Origin of the sequence: Aestuariibacter sp. A3R04 (assembly GCF_018860805.1) — a bacterium.
GTDB lineage: Bacteria > Pseudomonadota > Gammaproteobacteria > Enterobacterales > Alteromonadaceae > Alteromonas.
In genome coordinates, this window is the sequence record NZ_JAHKQR010000011.1 from 692,410 (window position 1) to 711,350 (window position 18,941).

The 18,941-nt window shown below is 46.4% G+C and carries 16 protein-coding genes; 7 read left to right on the forward strand and 9 right to left on the reverse strand.

The genetic code is table 11. The features are described from left to right. The first annotated feature begins 4 nt into the window (after positions 1-4). The 4 genes from KO518_RS12495 (at position 5) to KO518_RS12510 (ending at position 4,840) form a co-directional block, all read left to right on the forward strand. Positions 5-664, forward strand: a complete 660-nt coding sequence (locus KO518_RS12495) for a hypothetical protein (RefSeq protein ID WP_216026146.1) — start codon at positions 5-7, stop codon at positions 662-664. Between the two features lie 327 nt (positions 665-991). Further along, positions 992-2,734 (forward strand): EAL domain-containing protein, encoded by a 1,743-nt coding sequence (locus KO518_RS12500; RefSeq protein ID WP_216026147.1) that lies wholly within the window; start codon positions 992-994, stop codon positions 2,732-2,734. 149 nt (positions 2,735-2,883) lie between these two features. Beyond that, positions 2,884-3,609: a PEP-CTERM sorting domain-containing protein gene (locus KO518_RS12505; RefSeq protein WP_216026148.1), complete on the forward strand. Its 726-nt coding sequence runs from the start codon at positions 2,884-2,886 to the stop codon at positions 3,607-3,609. A 121-nt stretch (positions 3,610-3,730) separates the two neighbouring features. Then, complete coding sequence (locus KO518_RS12510) at positions 3,731-4,840, forward strand: GDSL-type esterase/lipase family protein (protein ID WP_216026149.1); 1,110 nt, start codon at positions 3,731-3,733, stop codon at positions 4,838-4,840. Positions 4,841-4,980: 140 nt separating this feature from the next. On the opposite strand, the gene KO518_RS12515 is transcribed toward KO518_RS12510, so the two are convergent. From KO518_RS12515 to xdhA, 7 genes are read right to left on the reverse strand one after another with little or no spacing between them, the layout of a single operon-like run. Next, positions 4,981-6,204 carry a urate hydroxylase PuuD gene (locus KO518_RS12515; RefSeq protein WP_216026150.1) on the reverse strand — a complete coding sequence of 408 codons (1,224 nt, stop codon included), beginning with the start codon at positions 6,202-6,204 and terminating at the stop codon, positions 4,981-4,983. Then, positions 6,205-7,506: a guanine deaminase gene (guaD, locus tag KO518_RS12520; RefSeq protein ID WP_216026151.1), complete on the reverse strand. Its 1,302-nt coding sequence runs from the start codon at positions 7,504-7,506 to the stop codon at positions 6,205-6,207. Then, positions 7,506-7,829: a hydroxyisourate hydrolase gene (gene uraH, locus KO518_RS12525; RefSeq protein WP_216026893.1), complete on the reverse strand. Its 324-nt coding sequence runs from the start codon at positions 7,827-7,829 to the stop codon at positions 7,506-7,508. Before uraH ends, guaD begins: the two co-directional genes overlap by 1 nt. An 8-nt stretch (positions 7,830-7,837) precedes the next feature. Continuing rightward, positions 7,838-8,344, reverse strand: a complete 507-nt coding sequence (gene uraD / locus KO518_RS12530) for a 2-oxo-4-hydroxy-4-carboxy-5-ureidoimidazoline decarboxylase (RefSeq protein ID WP_216026152.1) — start codon at positions 8,342-8,344, stop codon at positions 7,838-7,840. Next, positions 8,341-9,153, reverse strand: coding sequence for a xanthine dehydrogenase accessory protein XdhC (gene xdhC / locus KO518_RS12535; protein ID WP_216026153.1), 813 nt, complete (start codon positions 9,151-9,153; stop codon positions 8,341-8,343). The genes uraD and xdhC overlap by 4 nt, the downstream gene beginning before the upstream one ends. Then, positions 9,150-11,492, reverse strand: coding sequence for a xanthine dehydrogenase molybdopterin binding subunit (gene xdhB / locus KO518_RS12540; protein ID WP_216026154.1), 2,343 nt, complete (start codon positions 11,490-11,492; stop codon positions 9,150-9,152). Before xdhB ends, xdhC begins: the two co-directional genes overlap by 4 nt. Further along, positions 11,485-12,927, reverse strand: a complete 1,443-nt coding sequence (gene xdhA, locus KO518_RS12545; protein WP_216026155.1) for a xanthine dehydrogenase small subunit — start codon at positions 12,925-12,927, stop codon at positions 11,485-11,487. The genes xdhB and xdhA overlap by 8 nt, the downstream gene beginning before the upstream one ends. Before the next feature lie 385 nt (positions 12,928-13,312). Here xdhA and KO518_RS12550 point away from each other — a divergent pair, with 385 nt between their 5' ends. Next, positions 13,313-13,966 (forward strand): TetR/AcrR family transcriptional regulator, encoded by a 654-nt coding sequence (locus KO518_RS12550; RefSeq protein WP_216026156.1) that lies wholly within the window; start codon positions 13,313-13,315, stop codon positions 13,964-13,966. Beyond that, positions 13,963-14,892 (forward strand): allantoinase PuuE, encoded by a 930-nt coding sequence (gene puuE / locus KO518_RS12555; RefSeq protein ID WP_216026157.1) that lies wholly within the window; start codon positions 13,963-13,965, stop codon positions 14,890-14,892. Before KO518_RS12550 ends, puuE begins: the two co-directional genes overlap by 4 nt. A 66-nt stretch (positions 14,893-14,958) precedes the next feature. On the opposite strand, the gene KO518_RS12560 is transcribed toward puuE, so the two are convergent. Beyond that, positions 14,959-16,290, reverse strand: a complete 1,332-nt coding sequence (locus tag KO518_RS12560) for an NCS2 family permease (protein ID WP_216026158.1) — start codon at positions 16,288-16,290, stop codon at positions 14,959-14,961. 464 nt (positions 16,291-16,754) lie between these two features. On the opposite strand from KO518_RS12560, the gene KO518_RS12565 reads away from it, so the two are divergent. Beyond that, complete coding sequence (locus tag KO518_RS12565) at positions 16,755-17,777, forward strand: adenosine deaminase (protein ID WP_216026159.1); 1,023 nt, start codon at positions 16,755-16,757, stop codon at positions 17,775-17,777. Positions 17,778-17,834: 57 nt separating this feature from the next. Here KO518_RS12565 and KO518_RS12570 read toward each other — a convergent pair whose 3' ends face one another. Next, a complete protein-coding gene (locus tag KO518_RS12570; protein WP_252736111.1) occupies positions 17,835-18,917 on the reverse strand; it encodes a purine nucleoside permease in 1,083 nt (360 codons plus the stop codon). Between the last annotated feature and the right edge of the window lie 24 nt (positions 18,918-18,941).

An 18,941-nucleotide genomic window follows, 5' to 3' on the forward strand; every position in this document is an offset into this window, starting at 1 on the left:
TAGTATGAATTTAGAAGAAATCCAGGCTATGTGGCAAGTGCATAGCGAAAAATTAGATCAGTGTATCAATCTGAATAAAACGCTACTCGCAGAGAAAAAGATAGAGCGTCAAAGAGGAGAGTTAAACAAACTCATTTTGGTAAGCGGCATCGAAGGTTTTATATTTTTCTCCATTATCGCCTGTCTGGGAAGTTACATGGCGTCGTCCTGGGCGTTAACGGCGCCTGTCGTGTCGGCTTTTATACTGAATATATTTGCAATAGTTGGCTTAGCCGGGAGCATTGGCCAAATAGTGTTACTTAGCAAGATAGATTTTGCCAAACCTGTTAAAGAAACACTTACTGCGCTTATCGCGGTGAGAACACATAATTTAAATACATTTAAACTCATTATGCTATCTGCACCTTTTTATATGGCGTATGTATTTATTGGTTATGACATTGTCATTGGTGTTGATTTACTTTCACTGATGCCCATCGAAATAAAAGTTATGTTTTGCATTTTCGCTTTGGTCTTTGCAGGCCTGGTCGCACTTTTAATTGTAAAACTCAAACCCGAAAACAGAGACAATAAAATTATTAGTTGGCTTTACAAAGAGGTTGCAGGTCACAGGCTAACACATCTGCTTGACGAGTTTGAAAATTTGGAGACATCGGAAAGATAAACGTCGGAAGCATTTCTATACGAAGGGCGTCGGGAAGTAGAGTCGTCAACTTCTATTTGAAGAGGTGCGGCCCCCTAATACTTAATTAATAATTATTTTGCATCTGGTCCTTTAAACACGCAATTAATCAGCAGGTATTAATTTTTAAAGTGAACGATAGCTTTCCAGGTGGCGGTGCCAAAATTGCTGCACCAACACTATTTTAGGCTACACTTAATCTGTTCTTTAGGCGTTTTCTTCTGCTTTTCAGGATATGCCACTGCACTTATTTACAACGTCTTCAGTACAAACGGGTAGGGGTGTCAGATAAAGCCCAGCGGGAGTGCTATGAAACTACAAAAATCGAAAGTTGATGTGACATTCGAAAGTCACGATCTCGCAGAGAGGCGCTTTGTCGAACTTATTAGCGGCTTACCTAAAGTGTCCGTTCAAGGGTATGACAAAAACCGCAGAGTAATTTATTGGAATCAGTCTAGCGAGCATATTTACGGCTTTACCGAACAAGAAGCCCTTGGTCAAAAACTGGAAAACCTTATTATTCCAGAGTTTATGCGTTCGGAAGTCGTCAGGCTACACACCCAATGGCTCGAAAAGGGGGAGCCCATTCCTTCTGAAGATCTTGTGTTAGTGCGTAAAGATGGCGCGCCTGTTCATGTTTTTTCGTCTCACGTTATGTTGAAACAAGATACCGAATCACCCGAAATGTTTTGTGTGGACATAGATCTCAGTGAGCAAATTGCCATTCGCAACGAACTGGAGCGCATGGCATCTACGGATTTACTCACTAACTTGCCAAATCGTCGTCATCTCAATAACTTTCTGTCTGACATTATTACCCAAGCGAGGGAGTCACAACGTCAGTTCGCTATTTTTTTTATCGACCTGGATATGTTCAAAGAGGTGAATGACACCCTTGGCCATACGTGGGGAGACTCATTGCTCAAAGGCGTTGCTAAGCGACTCCAGGATTGCGTAGCGGGGAAGGGAGAACTCGCGCGTTTCGGTGGTGATGAGTTTGTTCTTGTCTTACCAGCAATTGATGATGATAGTCAGATAACAGCCATGGCCGAGCATTTGATGGCATGTTTTAAATCGGGTTTTCTATTGGGGTGCGAGCACATCCGTATTACAGCCAGTGTAGGTGTTAGCGTGTTTCCGCGGGATGGTGATGACGTGGTGGATTTATTGAAAAATGCTGATAACGCCATGTATCAGGCGAAACTTGAAGGTAGAAACCGTTTCAATTTTTTTACCTCTGCGTTAAGCCAGCGGTTACTAAAACAACGAACCATTGCCTCTAAACTGCACGACGCCTTAGTCAACGAAGAATTGACGCTTTACTTTCAGCCTCAGGTAGATTTATGTACGGGGCTGATTTCAGCGTGTGAAGCCCTCCTTCGTTGGTATCCTCGAGGGGAAAATACACCAGTGCCACCAGACGTATTTATTCCCATTGCTGAGCGCACAGATTTGATAAAGCGGATAGGCCATTGGGTACTGGATAAAGCGTGTCAGCAATCCCAAATATGGAAACAAAAAGGGTTGTCAGTGCGTATTGATATTAATGTATCCGGAAGGGAGTTAGAAGATGTTAATTTTTTCGCAAGTCTGGATGCGTGCCGAAAAAACTACGGCCTAGCGCCTGAAGATATCGGTATTGAACTTACTGAAAATGTCCTTATAAGGTCGCAATCTGAGATTCTAGAAGGGCTGACATTACAGCGGCAAAAGGGCGTAGAAATATCAATTGATGATTTTGGCACCGGCTATTCTTCACTCAGTTATTTAAAGCAATTTCCGGTAAGTAAATTAAAAATAGATCGCTCGTTTCTTAAAGATGCACCGGAGAATGATTTTGATGGTGCACTCATGGAAGCCATGATAAATGTCGGTCACAAACTGCATTTAGCCATCGTTGCAGAGGGCGTTGAAACCCAAAAACAAGCTTCTTATTGCAATAACCTGAAAGTGGAATATGTGCAGGGCTATCTTTATTCCAAACCTGTCGCAGCCATGGAGATGGAAGCTTTACTGCGACAAAATAAAGCCCTGCTTAAGGTCAACCGATAGGAGGTGGGCGAGTGTCGGCTTCCTTTACATGCTTACTCACCTGCAATAGTACTTTTTCAATAACTGTATGAAAAATAGGCTTATATATTTGTTGGTACTTTGTTTGCATGTGGTGAAAATGTAAATTAAATGTATTGCTAAGGTAACTTATGAAGTTTAAAAAATCACTGGCTTTCCTCGCTGTGACCATGGGTTTTCAGGTGAATGCTGCTCTTGTTGATGTTCCGTATTCAGGCTTTTTTGATGAGGTGTCAGTGGCTGCTGAAGACGGCTTATCCGCTGGTGATTTTGACACCATTGGCGGTTTAGACGACGTTGCAAAGTTCACCCTCATCGAGGGCGTAAACGAGTTTGTCGGTTCTGTATGGGGGCCGACAGATAATGCAGATGTTTTCACAGTAGAGATAATGTCAGGTTACGTGCTGACGAGCGCCAGTATTTTATGGGGGACAAATTTACCTGGCATAGGGTTTACTTATCCACCTGTTTCAGGGTATTTACAGCAAAATACCTATGGTGCTAGTGCAGCTAGCTGGTATTTTGAAGAAAGCAGTACAACACCAGAAGTTTTCACTGTATCCGGACTTGAAGGCACGCAGTTTGGGGAAGCCATGCAAAGTGTCGATTCACCAGCGTTAAATGTGATGGAAGGTGTTTATTCCAGCTTGCTTGACGCAACGGGCACTTGCGCACAAACCTATGTGCCAGATCCCAATGGTGTGGGCATTGTTGCACAATGTATGGAAGGTATTGACTATAAGATGACGTTTAACGTTGAGGCCCTGCCAGGTAATCCTGTTGGTGTTCCCGAGCCGACTACGCTTGGTTTAATAAGCTTGTCTCTTTTGGCTATGCGCAGATTGCGTAAACGCTGAGAAAACATAGCGGGAAAAAGCGCTTCGGCGCTTTTTTTTGTGCTGTCAAAAAGCAATCTTGTTATTTCGCGGTCGCTTTACAGTGTAAACTTGAAGTTTTACTGAACGGACAACACCCATCTTGTTTAAAAAAAATATCCTCATTTTTTTGCTTGTTACTTTCGCGGTATTCGGCGTACTGATATTTCCTGCGTCGGCGGATCAACAGTTTCCCTACTCTGACGACGGTTTCAGATATACTGGCAGAATTGCTTTTGAGAATGAGAGCGCCTTTCTTACCTGGCCTGGCAGTAGTATTCACTTTGCATTTACTGGGAATAGGCTGAAGCTCGATTTAGAGGACACGTCTGGCCAGAATTACATGAATGTTATTTTTAATGGCAAGGATGACTTTCCCTATGTACTTCATTTGCAAAAGGGTCGACATGTTTACGATCTTAGTCATTTTATAGATAGAGAAAAAAGCCAGGTAACCATTTTTAAAAGAACGGAGGGCGAAGAAGGGGGGACGTATTTTCACGGTGTGGAAATTGGAGATTCTCAACAATTGTTGTCTCCCCCAAAGGCCCCTAAAAGGCGAATTCTCTTTTACGGAGATTCAATTACCGTGGGCATGGGGAATGAAGCTGCGTACAATGATCCAGATAGTAAACCTGCAGAAAAAAATCACTACCTTTCCTACGCATCAATAGCGGCGCGAATCCTCAATGCTGAACACCATGCTATCGCTAAAAGTGGTATAGGTTTTATGGTGAGTTGGTTTGATTTCATCATGCCGGAATATTACGACCAGCTTACAGGAGAAAACAATAACAGCTCTCGCTGGGATTTTGCCGCCTGGCAACCAGACGTGGTGGTAGTTAATCTCGGACAAAACGATCGCTGGTTGATCGAGAACGAGAAGCGACTTCAAGCACAACCCAAGGACATTCAGCAGGCATATGAGACTTTTTTGCGTAAACTGATGTCCCATCATCCCGATGCTGTATTCATCTGTGCAATAGGCAGTATGGATGCAGCAAGCACATCTAAATGGCCGAACTATATTGCCAATGCCATTGCCTCGATAAAAGCATCTCCTAAACAGAAAAAAGATATTGAGCGCCTACACACCTTTGTTTTTGAGTTCACAGGTTATAGAGCACACCCCCGAGTAAAGCAACATTATGACAATGCTAGAGCACTGAGCAATTTTATTGCTGATAAAATGCACTGGGCGTTCAGAGGGTAAGTGGAGGAATGATGCGCTAGAACTTTCTGGCGCTTCCCAGTCTACAACAGTAAAAACAGTGGGAGTGACGTTAGATTCAGGGAAACAACAATACGTATATTATCGCGCCGCCGCTAGGTGAAGAGGCGACGCGCCTGTTTTTAATGTCTGCCTAAATACCAGCTGGCAATTTGTTCTCTTTCTACGTCCGTCATGCCGGTTTTATTCATGAACGGCATATCTTTGCTAACGGCTGTGCGTCGATATATCTGACCTGAGTAGCGTTCAATATCCTCCCAGCTGTCAAACTTCACTCCCAACGGCGCAACTTTAAAGATGTCATCGGTTGGTACAGTAGCGTGACAGCCGGTACAGTGGGTGTTGATTAACTGGTGTACCTGCTGCTGTGTCGTGTTTTGCAAAGGGCGTGTTTCTGCCATGTGCGCTTGTGCATTAGACTGTTCTGCGATAGTGGAATCACTGTTAACTGGCATTGAAACCCAAATGGCCAACAGTAGCATACCCATTGCACCTGACACGAGAATGGCAGGTTTCTTCACGTCTTGATGCTTTAGATTGAAGTAATGTCTTATCCAAGCTGAAAGGGCCATGATCACAATCAGTACTACCCAGTTTTGAGGATGTTGGTAGGTCATGGGGTAGTGATTACTGATCATGATGAATAACAATGGCAGTGTAAGGTAGTTATTGTGCACTGAACGCAGTTTTGCACTTGCCCCCCAAGAAGGGTCAATATTGTTTTTTGCGGCAACTGCGGCAACCATTTTTCGCTGGTTCGGCATGATGTTTAGAAACACATTAGCGACCATTATCGTGCCCACGAGTGCGCCGACGTGAATGTAAGCACCTCGTCCACTAAACAGTTGAGCACTTAGCCAACTAACAAAACAAATAAGTGTGACGAGAAACACCGCAAATAATCGCGGCGACTTGCTCAATGGACTGCGGCATGCCAATTCATACACTGCCAGTCCACCGAATATGATCCCCAAGCCAGATAAAACAGCGGTTTGTGGCGTAATAGTGTTTACGGATGGATCGATCAAATACGCGGATGCGCCAAAGTAATACACAATAATGAGCAGGGCAAAACCACTCAACCAGGTACTGTAGGCTTCCCATTTAAACCAATGTAATGTGGGAGGTATTTTCTCTGGTCCATAAGCGTACTTCGCGACTTCATAAAAGCCCCCACCATGGATCGCCCACAAATCGCCTTTAATGCCTTTTTTTTGCTTCCATTCGGGAGGTGTGCGCAAGCTATTGTCCAGCCAGATAAAATAAAACGAGGCGCCAATCCAGGCCACGCCAGCAATTACATGAAACCATCGCACAAACAGCGAAAGCCAGTCTAAACCCTGCATCTAGTACTTCTCCTGTCTTTTATATTGTGGTTTACCTGCCACCCAGGTTTCTATGATTGCCCTGTCATCACTCAGCATGGCCAAAGCAAAAAGCACGTCTTCCGGCGTTTCCTGAGATTTCAGACGGTGTTCTGTTAGCTCGCAGAAGCGCGGTTCAACTACGATAAAGTCGGCATAGGTGCCCGGGTTCAAATTGCCGATAGAATGACTGAGCTGGTGAGCACAGGCGGCGCCTTGAGTGATCAGGTATAATCCTTCCAGTGGTGACAACCGCTGTTGTTGTAGTTGACACACTTTGTAGCCCTCACCGTAGGTACGGAACAAATTAAATGTGGTACCTGCACCAACGTCGGTGGCAAGGGTTACCGGCACGTTATATTCCCGTGCGCGCTGAATTGGAAATAGGCCACTTCCTAAAAACAAATTGGAAGTAGGGCAGAATGCGATGGTGGCTTGTGCTTCAGCCATGCGTTGCCATTCATTGTCGGTAAGGTGTACACAATGGCCAAAAACCGCTCTGGGACGCACCAACCCATAGTGGTCATAAACATCCAGGTAGCCGTTTCGCTCTGGAAACAAGCTGTTTACCCAGGCAATTTCTTTTTTGTTTTCTGACAAATGCGTTTGGATAAAAACATCTTCATATTGTGAAGCTAGCTCGCCAAGAACGGCGAGTTGTTCGCGACTACTGGTGGGGGCAAAGCGCGGAGTCAGGGCATAGAGGTTCCGCCCCTTGTTATGCCATTTTTGAATTAGACGTTCACTTTCTGCTGCCGCTATCTGTGGCGTGTCACTAAGGTTTTCAGGGCTATTGGTATCCATACATACCTTGCCTGTAATCATAGCCATGTTGATGTCGGTTGCCGCAGTGAATAGCGCGTCTACTGATGTGCTGTGAACGGTGGGGTAAACCAGTCCCGTGGTGGTGCCGTTTTTAAATAGCTGGCGCAAAAATACCCCTGCCATGGCTTCAGCGTATGTTTTGTCTTCAAAGCGTCGTTCCGTGGGAAACGTATATTGTTCCAACCAGTTTAGCAGTTGTTCACCGTAACAAGCCAGCATCTCGGTTTGCGGAAAATGCAAGTGGCTGTCAATCAGGCCAGGCATTACCCAGTACTGAGAATAGTCCCGTAACCGGGCATCTGGGTAGTTGCGGCGAATAGTGGCAAACTCGCCAATGGCAACAATTTTATCTTCAGACACCACTATTGCGCCATCGCGGTACCACACAACATCAGTGTCGGGTTGAGCGGACGCAGTGGGGAAGTGAAGCAGCTTGGCGCGAATAAGTTGTTGTTTCACTAACTACCCCGGTAACTACTAAAACCAAACGGCGAGATAAGCAATGGAACGTGATAATGACCACCGTTTTCTTCCATAACAAATGCAATATCCACGTGGGGGTAAAAGCTCTCCCCATGTTTTGTGGTGAGGTATTCATGACAGTGAAAACGAAGTTGATAAGTCCCAGCTATTAGCGTGGCATTTTGCCAGGATTTACAGCGCCCATCGTCATCGGTAACGCCCTGATATTGATTGCCATCAGGCGTTGTTAATGTAAGGGGAAGGTTAGCCGCTGGTTTGCCGGATGTGGTATCCAACACGTGGCTTGAAAGTGAAATCATCATGGTCCTCATATTGCCAATGCCTTATCAAGGCGAAGACAGGTTATTTTAATTTGTTCCGCTGCTGCGTTTTGAATTTCCTCTTCAGTGCTGTTATTCAGCCGCTTGTTGAGCGCATCTAACATAGTGTTAGCCGACAAACCGGTAGCACATATAATAAAAATAAAGCCGTGTTTTTTTAGATAAGCGTCATTGCCCTTTTTAAGCGCCAACAGTGTGTTGTCGTCCGCGACAGCAGTGCCGGATTGTTCGCCTGCAGCAACGGCTTTAGTATTGGCATACTTACTTCTAAGGGTATTAATGTCACCTATCATCGGGTGGGCGGCAAATGCTTCAAGAAAGTCGTCGTTGTTCATCTCTTGCCAATATGAACGCGCTGTCTTTAATACCGCTTCCTTTGTGACAAAAGGGCGAGACTGGCTCATTAATGCTACCCAGCTCTGCGTTGCACAGGTTTGAGTGAAAAAGGCACGACAGGCTTCTTCTGATAAGCCATTTAGTTCTTCTAGGGTCATTCGGCTGGTACCTCAGAGGTGGTGTTTACAGGTGCATTGTTCAACATATTGATGACCTGGGCACTAATAGATACCGCCACTTCTATGGGGCGTTTGCCAATTATCGTTTGTTCTCCCACCGGAGAGACAAAGGAACGCATTGCCTGATTGCTAAATTGTCTGTGACCTAATCGGGTTCGAAAACGCTTGGCCTTTGTTTCAGAGCCTATCATTCCTACATAGGGAAACTGTGCCAGCTTGAGAGCTGTTTCCGACAGTCTGAAGTCAAGTTGATGATCGTGGGTTAAGATCAATACCCAACTATCTTCTGGCAGTAAACGCAGTTCACCTTCGGGTTGGGGATCACATACCGTGTTAACGTGAGCCGGAATGGTCAAATTGTCAAAAGCATCCGGGCGGCTGTCTATCCACAACAGATTCAACGGTAGTTGCGCTAAAATGGGCACAAGTGCTTGCGCAACGTGACCAGCACCAAATACAGCAAGTGTTTGACTGTGGGTCGATTTTACTTCAAACAACACTTTTACCGCGCCACCACAGCACTGACCAAGTTTGCTCGACAAAGGGTAGGACTCAACGTGTTGAGCATCTTTGCCACCCAGCAAATACTGCCTGGCTTTATTTACGGCATCAAATTCCAGGTGGCCACCTCCAATGGTGTCGTACTGGCTGTCACCCGTTACCACCATTTTTGCTCCTAAATCTCTTGGCGTGGAGCCCGCTGAAGACAATACCGTAATCAACACGTACGCGCGGCCGTGTTGATGACAGAAACTCAATGCGTCGTACCAGGTTCTCGGCGTGATCATAGGGTTGATCCTTCTGAAAGTTTGCGAACCTCATTGACGGCAGCCAGAACCCTTTCTGGTGTGGCAGGCGTTGATAATTCAGGATCGATGCGGTAGTCAGCAAGACTGGCAATCGCATCTTTCAACGCAGACCAAACTGATATTGCCAACATAAAGGGGGGTTCACCCACGGCTTTTGAATGATATATACTGTCCTCATCGTTGGGCCGTTTATATAAGCTTACGTTCATTTCTCGTGGTGTGTCGCCGATAGCCGGGATTTTATACGTTGCCATATTGGTTGACAGCAATCTGCCGGTGTCATCCCATTTGAGCTCTTCCGAAGTCAACCAGCCCATACCTTGGATAAAGCCGCCTTCTATTTGGCCTATGTCTATAGCGGGATTAAGGCTGGCGCCCACATCGTGGAGAATATCTACTCGATCCACTTTATATTCGCCCGTCAGGGTATCTACACTGACTTCACTGGCTGCCACGCCATAGGCAAAATAGAAAAACGGGCGGCCACTCCCGGTTTTTCTGTCATAAAAAATTTTTGGCGTGCGATAGTAGCCCGTGCAAGACAAAGAAATGCGGCCTATATACGCGGCCTGTACCAATTCTGCAAAATCGATACTGTGTTCACCCATACAAACCCGGTTGTTGATGAATTTTGCCGCATCAGATTCTATACCTAAAGTGTCTGCCCAGAATTCAATAAGTCGATTTTTGAGGGTAATACAGGCGTTTTGAACCGCTTTACCGTTGAGATCCGTACCGGACGAGGCCGCAGTAGGCGATGTATTCGGCACCTTATCAGTACGGGTGGATGTCACTTCAATACTGTCCGTGTCTACACCGAATTCATGGGCGGCAATCTGGGCTATTTTGGTGTGCAAACCCTGACCCATTTCTGTGCCTCCGTGGTTCACCTGAATACTGCCGTCAGTGTATATGTGAACAAGTGCCCCGGCCTGATTTAAGTGCTTAGCGGTAAATGAAATGCCAAATTTTACCGGCGTCATGGCCAACCCTTTTTTTATCACCGGGCTGTGTTGGTTAAACGCTGAAATAGCATTGCGTCTCTCCCAGTACTGACTCGAATTTTCGAGCCGCGCTATCATATCGCCTAACAGATTTTCACCGATATCCATGCCGTAGGGCGTGACGTTCCCTGTGGCTTTTGCATATAAGTTGCGCTTGCGGATGGTCAGAGGATCTTCCCCTAATTTTCTCGCGATACCATCAATAATGGCCTCGGCAACGATCATGCCCTGGGGACCGCCAAAACCCCGATAGGCAGTGTGTGACACATAGGAGGTTTTCAGTCGATGGCCAGTAACGTGGGCCTCACCTAAATAATAACCATTGTCGACGTGAAACATGGCCCGATCAACAATGGCATCGGAGAGATCAGCACTGTAACCACAGTTGCCATTTACGACAATGTCTGCTGCGAGGATTTTTCCCTGGTCGTTAAAACCCACTTGCCAGTGATTTTCAAAGGGGTGGCGTTTACCGGTAACGGTCATATCCTGGCTGCGAGGTAATCGACATTTAACGGCACACTGATTGCGTTTTGCAAAAATGGCTGCGATACATGCCCATTGCGCTGCCTGGCTTTCTTTACCACCAAAGCCTCCGCCCATTCTACGCATGTCAACGGTGACTTTGTGTAACCGTTCACCCAGTACTTCAGCAACGAGTTTTTGTACTTCACTGGGGTGCTGACTCGATGTGTAAATCATCATCCTGCCGTCTTCTTCCGGTACCGCAAGGGACACCTGACCTTCTAAATACATGTGTTCCTGCCCACCAACAGACAATTCACCAGATACAGTGTGGGGAGATTGCGCAACGGCGGATTTTGCCCGAGAAGAACCGAATGCATGAGTAGGGCGCACGAAAGATTGCTGTGTCAATGCGGCATTGATATCTAGCACCGCTGGGGTTTCTTCAACCTCGACAACACCTGCTTGTGCGGCTCGCCTCGCAGCATCTGTACTCGTGGCTAATACGGCGAAAACCGGTTGCCCGTAAAAGAGAATGCGATGTTCTGCGAGTACGGGATCTCCATCAAATACAGGGGCAATGTCGGTGTGACCCGGTACATCGTCTACAGTAATCACATCGATAACGCCGGGGCTGGCTTTCACTGCCGTTAAGTCAATACTTGTAATATTGCCAGAAACACACTGACTAACACCGATGCCAACGTAAGCGGTTCCAATCGGTTCACGAATATCATCTACATAGCGGGCTTCTCCCCGAACCTGTCGCTCTGCACTTTCGTGGGGTTTCGCTTTGCCCAACCGGCTGTTAGACGTTTCTGCCAGTGAAGGCTGTATGAGTTTACGCATGCTGCACCACCCGGGTTGTGATTTTTTCTTCACACTGGTGTTCCAGCCAAAAACGATGCCACAAGTTAACCACTAACTGCTTGCGGTAGTTGGCCGAAGCGCGCACGTCGTCGATGGGTGTAAACGCGTTTTCGAGCACGGCTTTACCTGCTTCCAACGTCGCTTTATCTCGCCAGTCGCATCCCGCTATGCTTGACTCCAGCTGCTGGCAAATAGCAGGCGTAGCCGCTACACCGCCAAAACCGGCTTTTAATTCAATGACGGTATGATTTTCGATGATCGCATTGAAAACCGCACACACCGCAGAAATATCGTCTTCCATTCGCTTGGATACTTTGTAAGCCGCTAGGCGTTGGTTTGATCTGGGCAACGGCAGTTCAATGGCGTCAATCCATTCGTTTTTTTTGAGCAAGGTTGCGCGATAACCGGTGAAGAAATCCCGGGCACGAACAGATCTCACTGTGTCACCATCATCCAACCTTAAATTTGCATCGAGGGCGAGCAACAGCGGCGGAGCATCTCCAATGGGAGACGCATTGGCTACATTCCCACCAAGTGTCGCCTGATTGCGCACGGGCAGTGAAGCAAAACGAGTGAACAATTCTCTGAGTGTGGGATAGTCGCGGGTGATTTCCCCCATGGCTTTAGTGATCGGTAAAGCTGCACCTAATGTTAATAATTTAGTGGTACGTTCAACCCGCTTGAGTTCCCTTACCTGTGCCACACTTATTAGGCGGGAGAAACGGCGGTGCTGTTGGGTAATTTCAAGGGCCAGATCGGTACTCCCGGCTACCAGTGGCGCGTCGGGATAGCACTGTATAAAATCCCGCAATGCTTTGCGGTTTTCCGGCATGTGAAGACATGGTTCAACGGCATTTTCCCGCTCTTCGTTGAGGGCAATGAGGGCGCGTATTGTACTGGTTTTATTATCGTCAAATTGATCGGTTTTGGGGTGCTCACAGGCTTGCAGGGTGGCATCGATGATAGGGCGGTAGCCGGTACACCGGCACAAATTACCCGATAGCGCATTCACAACGTCTTCCCGTCTGGGCTTGGTAGTACTGTGATAAAGAGAAAATGCAGACATAACGAAGCCAGGCGTACAAAAGCCACATTGAGAACCGTGGTGCTCTACGAGAGCTGATTGCACCGGATGTAATTTGTTCCCCCGGGTTAAATCTTCAACGGTGATGAGTTGCTTTCCATGCAAAGCAGACATAAGCGCGATACAACTGTTAACAGTGTGGTAGCTAATGTCCTGATTGTCATTGCTTAAGGAGCCGACAACAACAGTGCATGCCCCACAGTCTCCGGCAGCACAGCCTTCTTTAGTGCCGGTTTTTTTCATCCGCTCACGTAAAAATGCGAGCACCGTCATGTTTGGGTCGCGAACCTGTATCTCGACAGGCTCGTTGTTCATTAGAAAACGGACCATGCCGAACTCCGGTTATTTTCTGAAATACTGATAATCATTACTATAAATGGATTTTGCTCAAAAAAGTAGACCATGTGGTCAGTTTTTTTAGGATAAAAAAAGCCCTCAGCAGGACTGCCTTGTTTTGGTGCAAAATACCACGGGCTTGCTTCTTTTTGGGGATGCAAATCTCAGCCTTTGTTCAATTTATGGTTACAATGGTGGCTTTGACACTGATCCACGCTGACCGTGGCTGCTACCACCGATACGCTGCAAGATTTATGCGCATTGGCATTCGGCAGAGAGAAGACAAAAAAAAGAATTATTTTTTCGACTTTTACGTAACTATGGCACTATGACTGAATAGTCAGGTTTGACGCAGTTAAAAAAGGAATATGAAGTCGTTATGGCTCAGACATCTAAATTGGACGCCAGTGTAGGAACCCGTAACCGAACCATTATATTGGCAGCGGCGGAGAAAGCCTTCGCTTCTCATGGGTTCAAAGGGACGTCAGTCCAGCGAGTTGCCGATTTGGCAGGTTTACCAAAAACCAATGTATTGTATTATTTTAAAACCAAACAAGATTTGTATCTTGCCGTGCTGAAGCAAACCTTGAGTTTGTGGAATTCTACCTTTGATTTAGCAACGGTAAACGATGATCCCGCTATCGTATTGTCCCATTACATTGCTGAAAAAATGGAGTTGTCTCGCACTCATCCACTGGCATCGAAAATCTTTGCTATGGAAATCATTAACGGTGCGCCAAACTTAAACCACTACTTTAACGATGAGCACAAAGAGTGGATGCAGGGTCGAATAGCAATTATTCAGGGTTGGATTGACCAAGGCCGTATGTTAGCGGTAGATCCCCATTATCTACTTTACAATATTTGGGCAAGTACGCAGCATTACGCTGATTTCTCGACACAAATTACCCGTCTTCGCGGTGGAAAAATGAAAAAGTCCGACTTTACAGAGGCAACTCGTCATCTGGTGACACTGATTCTCAATGGCTGTGGCTTGTCGGTGCCGGAAAAATACAGGATCGCTTTAAAATGAGCCAATCAACAAGTGTTTACCCCAGAGATCTCAAGGGCTATGGTGCGCAGCCCCCCCATCCTAAATGGCCGGGAAATGCCAAAATAGCGGTGCAATTTGTTCTGAATTACGAAGAAGGTGGGGAGAACTGCGTATTACACGGCGATACGCATTCAGAAATTTTTCTGTCTGAAATTGTGGGCGCGCAGGCGTATGCTGAGCGTCACCTGAGTATGGAGTCTATTTATGAATACGGCAGCCGGGCTGGCTTTTGGCGGTTGTATCGCTTGTTGACCGCAAAGCAAATACCGGTAACCGTTTTCGGCGTCACCATGGCCCTTGAACGCCATCCTGAAGCCGTTCAGGCGATGCTTGATGCACAATGGGAAATTGCAAGCCATGCCATGCGCTGGATACATTATCAGGACATGGATATTGAAACCGAGCGCAGGCAAATTGACGCATCAGTTAAATTACACGAGAAACTGACGGGCAAAAAACCGGTGGGATGGTATACCGGCAGGACGAGCCCAAATACCTTAAAGCTAATTGCTGAACGGAATGATATTTTATATTGTGCGGATTCCTATGCTGATGACTTACCCTATTACGATACGCAAAATGGCGCCCCTTTGCTTATGGTGCCATATACGTTGGATACCAATGATATGCGTTTTGCCACGCCTCAGGGGTTTAACAGTGGTGAGCAGTTCTTTACTTACCTTAAAGACGCGTTTGACGTACTTTATGAAGAAGGGGCAACCAAACCCAAAATGCTATCTGTAGGTTTGCATTGCCGTTTGGTGGGGCGACCAGCCAGGATAGCTGCGTTAAGACGGTTTATAGAATATGTGCAAAGTCATGACAAAGTGTGGTTGGCAACAAGAGAAGACATCGCCAGGCACTGGCAGACACACTTCCCATTTCAGCCGTCTACATCTGATTAAGGCGATTAACGCTTGAGAATATATTAACCCGCTGATTTGGCATTGACACTCAGCGGGTTTAGTCGTTTATTTCAAATCGAAGATGTAGCGGAGCAGAAATACCAATGCCAGGACATAGGTAATTTTACTCACCTGTTTATAGCGACCGCTACCTGCCATTGTGACAACGTAGGTAATAAACCCCAACGCAATTCCTTCTGAAATACTGAATGTAAGCGGCATGGCCAGCAAAGCAACTGAGGCTGTTGCTAGCGCACCTAAATCATCGAAATCGAGTTGCCTGATAGAGTCCATCATTAAAATACCTACCATTAATAACGCCGGCGTGGTGGCCATTAACGGAATGACTTTCATTAGTGGGGTGAGGAATAACGCGAGTAAAAAACACAAGGCGGTAATCATGGCTGTAAGCCCGGTGCGTCCACCAGCAGATACACCCGCGGCAGATTCAACATAGCTGGTGACAGGAGACGTACCCAGTGCAGCACCCACTACGCTGGCGGATGCGTCGGCCGTCATGGCACTGCCAATTTTAGGCAGTTTCCCTTCTTTGTTCAGTAAGTTCGCTTTGCGCGATACACCAATTAAGGTGCCGATAGTATCGAACATGTTGACAAACATCAGGGCGAATATGAGGTCCCATGTTTCGGAAAAATGCTCGATGGGATACCAGATGTCCATAGCAAAAAAAGTATCGCTGATTGGATCGGGTAATCCGAATATGGCATCCGGGTGTTGAGTGAGAAAGCCATTTTCTGTGGGAATGAAAGCCCCCACCACAGACAGTAGAATGATGGAGAGCAAAATGCCGCCGGTGATATTGCGCATCACCACAACAATAGTCAATAAGATCCCAGCGAGTGCCAACATAACTGCAGGGTCTGAGAGATCTCCGAGGCTGACAAAGGTGGCGGGGTTGTCTACTACCAATCCTGCGTTTTTAAGGCCGATAAACGCAATGAAAAGCCCAATTCCGCATTGTACGCCAACCTTTAACGACGGTGGCACTGCTTCTGCTATTTTAGTGCGCACGCCAGTAAGGGTAAGCAGTAAAAACAGCATGCCATTCCAAAATACGATACCAAGGGCTGCTTCCCAGGGCACTTCTCTGTTCAAGCAGATAGTGAAGGTGAAAAATGCGTTGAGACCCATACCTGGGGCAAGTGCCACAGGGTAGTTTGTCATCACAGCCATGAGTATACTTCCCAGGCATGCGGCGAGGGCCGTCACCGTAATAAGGCCTGCGACTGGCATGCCGGATAGGCCAAGGATCCCAGGGTTAACAACAAGTATGTAAGACATCGCGGCGAAGGTCGTCATGCCTGCAATGACTTCTTTTTTGAGGGATGTACCATTGGCTTGTAATTTAAACAAGCGGTCCAATAAGGCGTGTGACATGGGTTCTCTCTGGATTGTTGAAGTGATCTGATTAATACTACACACGAGTTAGCAATATCCTGACCATCTAGTCAGGAATGGTGTGTTTTATGCTTATAATTCAAGTTCATGATAGAAGGTAATTGTCGCGCTATTTGATTTAATTAGGTTTTTTATGCTCGACCAAAAGAAAAGCCATTTTAAATTCATAAACTTGCAAATGAAAAGTATACCAAACTTGGGCGAGTAAAATCGTATGGGAATAGCGGGGAGCTGCTATTTTGCACCAAATTGGTACTTTGCGTTTGTTTGGTGCGTTAAAAATACGCGGTTTGGATAATTTGTCGAACTAATGATTTGTAAATCCAACTCTGGCGTTACACCCTTGTCACTGGTTAGACTTGCTACACTGGTAAAACGCATTGCCGCTTTATTTAGGTAGACGTTACCGTTTCGTCGTGGAAAACGTCATTAAGGAAAAGAATATGTCAATAATAACGTTAATAAAGGCACTCCCTAAGGCTGAATTGCACTTACATATTGAAGGTAGCTTGTCTCCAATACTCATGTGGAACTTGGCGCAAAAACATCGCATTTCCATGCCGTATAATTCAGTTGAAGAAATAGAACAGGCATATCAGTTTTCAGATTTACAGAGTTTTCTCGACTTGTATTATGCCGGCGCCGATGTGTTGCGTGATGAGGACGACTTTTATCGTCTTATGAAAGATTACCTCGACGCCTGTGATCGGGACAACATTGTTCACGCTGAAATAATGTTTGACCCGCAAACCCACACCAACAGAGGCGTTGGGTTTGATGTGTTTATGCCGGGATTTCTGCGCGCCATTAGGGATGTACAAGAAAACCGCGGTATGAGCGTTAAATTGATCATGTCATTCTTGCGCCATTTAACTGAAGCGGCAGCCATAGAGACTTTAAAAAATGCAGAGCCCTGGTATGACAATATTCACGCAGTGGGGTTAGATAGTTCAGAATTGGATCACCCGCCCGAAAAATTCGAGCGGGTTTTTAGTATGGCCAGAGAAGCCGGCTTTAAGCTAGTCGCTCACGCGGGGGAGGAAGGGCCGCCAGAATATATTTGGCAGGCAATTAACCTGTTGAACGTAGATCGCATCGATCACGGGGTTCGGTGTCAAGAAGATGCTGAACTTATGTCCTTGATAAAGCACCGTAAAATTCCCCTTACTGTGTGCCCGCTGAGTAACTTGAAGTTATGTGTTATTGAAGACATGACTGAGCACAACATTGTCGACTTACTCAATGCAGGGTTAATGGTAACGGTAAACTCAGATGATCCTACGTATTTTGGGGGCTTTTTAAATGACAATTTTATTGCACTTCACAACGCGCTGGGGCTGACTCATTCCCAATGTGCCCAACTGGTAAAAAACAGTTTTGCGGCCAGCTTTTTAACGGATGAAGAGAAGCGGACGTGGTGCAATGCAGTCGATAAGCTACTTGAGCAAACAGGTTCACCGGTTTAACTGCAAAACACCCGCGCCTCAGGCTCGCGACAAATAGGGCGTTACTTCAGTAAATCCTTACTTTGCAGGTATTTGTTTTTGGTAACTATGCCAGTTCTCCACGATTTCGTTGATCACTGTGCTACCCACTTTATAGGCGGCTTCCAGCGATGGTACCATTCCGGCATAACCCGCGCCTGAACTTTCCAATTTTAAATTTTCAGCGGCGGTAAGTCCGTGGGGCTGCATAGTGAAGTTACTGGCGGTTCTGAGGACCATAAAGCGGTTTTTGTCAACTAAACCTGCGTTGTGCAGGTATTGCATGGCCTGAAAGCTACCTGTGTCTTCCATTCCCGAGGTGATAAAATTTCCGTCATCGCCCACCCAGAATTTTACCCAGGCATTGGCCCAGTCGTTCATTTTTTTGCCATGCCAGAAGGTTGCAGCGGCGAGGTGATCGCCAATCATAACTTTAGCCCCTGTCTGTGCATTAGGGTATTTTTTATAGCGTGCACGCAGGCTGGCCATGGCTTCAGTTTCCATCAATTCGATGTCTTTTGTTAAATAATAAGCCCATTGTGCAAGTGAAGTGTTGAGCGTATACATTTCTCCATTGTGCGCCTTTTGTGTGCCATTAGCGGCTGGGTAGGGGGAATGGGAGAACAACGGAAAATAACCGGTTGGCCAGCTTTCGGGAATTTCTCTTGCATCGATTTCATGTGCCAGATCACCGTCTACCAGATGACGGGTCCACACCGCCGACCCAATGGTGCCGTCCTGAGGATCCATGCCAGCAATGCCTGCCACCAGCCAGTAGGCCTGGGTTAAATCGAAGCGGTCATCTAAACCCAGTGCCATAATGGCAGCTGAAGCCCGGGCGGTACCCATGCCTGTAACTATAGCCAACACGCCTTTTTCGTCATTGGCATAGATATCGTGGAAACCGTGTGGTAGCGGGTAACGGGTAGTAAGGCCATAGCGGGTTTTCCACATTTGGAATTCGCCGGCCTTGTCGCCCTCATCTTCGCCGATTTCAAACATGGTCACCACCACGGCTTTTACTTTTAAAGGGGCAGCAAAGGTGCTGGAATAACAGCCTGTGTATAATAAGATGAATGTAAAAAGCGCTTTCACAAATAGCTCTCCAATGAAAAACGGCATGCTAAGCATGCCGTTTCAACCTTT

What these genes read in the sequence shown, in the direction of transcription:
- KO518_RS12495 (WP_216026146.1), top strand. Translation starts at nt 5, where the DNA reads ATGAATTTAGAAGAAATCCAGGCTATGTGGCAAGTGCATAGCGAAAAA.
- KO518_RS12500 (WP_216026147.1), top strand. Translation starts at nt 992, where the DNA reads ATGAAACTACAAAAATCGAAAGTTGATGTGACATTCGAAAGTCACGAT.
- KO518_RS12505 (WP_216026148.1), top strand. Translation starts at nt 2,884, where the DNA reads ATGAAGTTTAAAAAATCACTGGCTTTCCTCGCTGTGACCATGGGTTTT.
- KO518_RS12515 (WP_216026150.1), bottom strand. Translation starts at nt 6,204, where the DNA reads ATGCAGGGTTTAGACTGGCTTTCGCTGTTTGTGCGATGGTTTCATGTA.
- uraH (WP_216026893.1), bottom strand. Translation starts at nt 7,829, where the DNA reads ATGATTTCACTTTCAAGCCACGTGTTGGATACCACATCCGGCAAACCA.
- uraD (WP_216026152.1), bottom strand. Translation starts at nt 8,344, where the DNA reads ATGACCCTAGAAGAACTAAATGGCTTATCAGAAGAAGCCTGTCGTGCC.
- xdhC (WP_216026153.1), bottom strand. Translation starts at nt 9,153, where the DNA reads ATGATCACGCCGAGAACCTGGTACGACGCATTGAGTTTCTGTCATCAA.
- xdhB (WP_216026154.1), bottom strand. Translation starts at nt 11,492, where the DNA reads ATGCGTAAACTCATACAGCCTTCACTGGCAGAAACGTCTAACAGCCGG.
- xdhA (WP_216026155.1), bottom strand. Translation starts at nt 12,927, where the DNA reads ATGGTCCGTTTTCTAATGAACAACGAGCCTGTCGAGATACAGGTTCGC.
- KO518_RS12550 (WP_216026156.1), top strand. Translation starts at nt 13,313, where the DNA reads ATGGCTCAGACATCTAAATTGGACGCCAGTGTAGGAACCCGTAACCGA.
- puuE (WP_216026157.1), top strand. Translation starts at nt 13,963, where the DNA reads ATGAGCCAATCAACAAGTGTTTACCCCAGAGATCTCAAGGGCTATGGT.
- KO518_RS12560 (WP_216026158.1), bottom strand. Translation starts at nt 16,290, where the DNA reads ATGTCACACGCCTTATTGGACCGCTTGTTTAAATTACAAGCCAATGGT.
- KO518_RS12565 (WP_216026159.1), top strand. Translation starts at nt 16,755, where the DNA reads ATGTCAATAATAACGTTAATAAAGGCACTCCCTAAGGCTGAATTGCAC.
- KO518_RS12570 (WP_252736111.1), bottom strand. Translation starts at nt 18,917, where the DNA reads ATGCCGTTTTTCATTGGAGAGCTATTTGTGAAAGCGCTTTTTACATTC.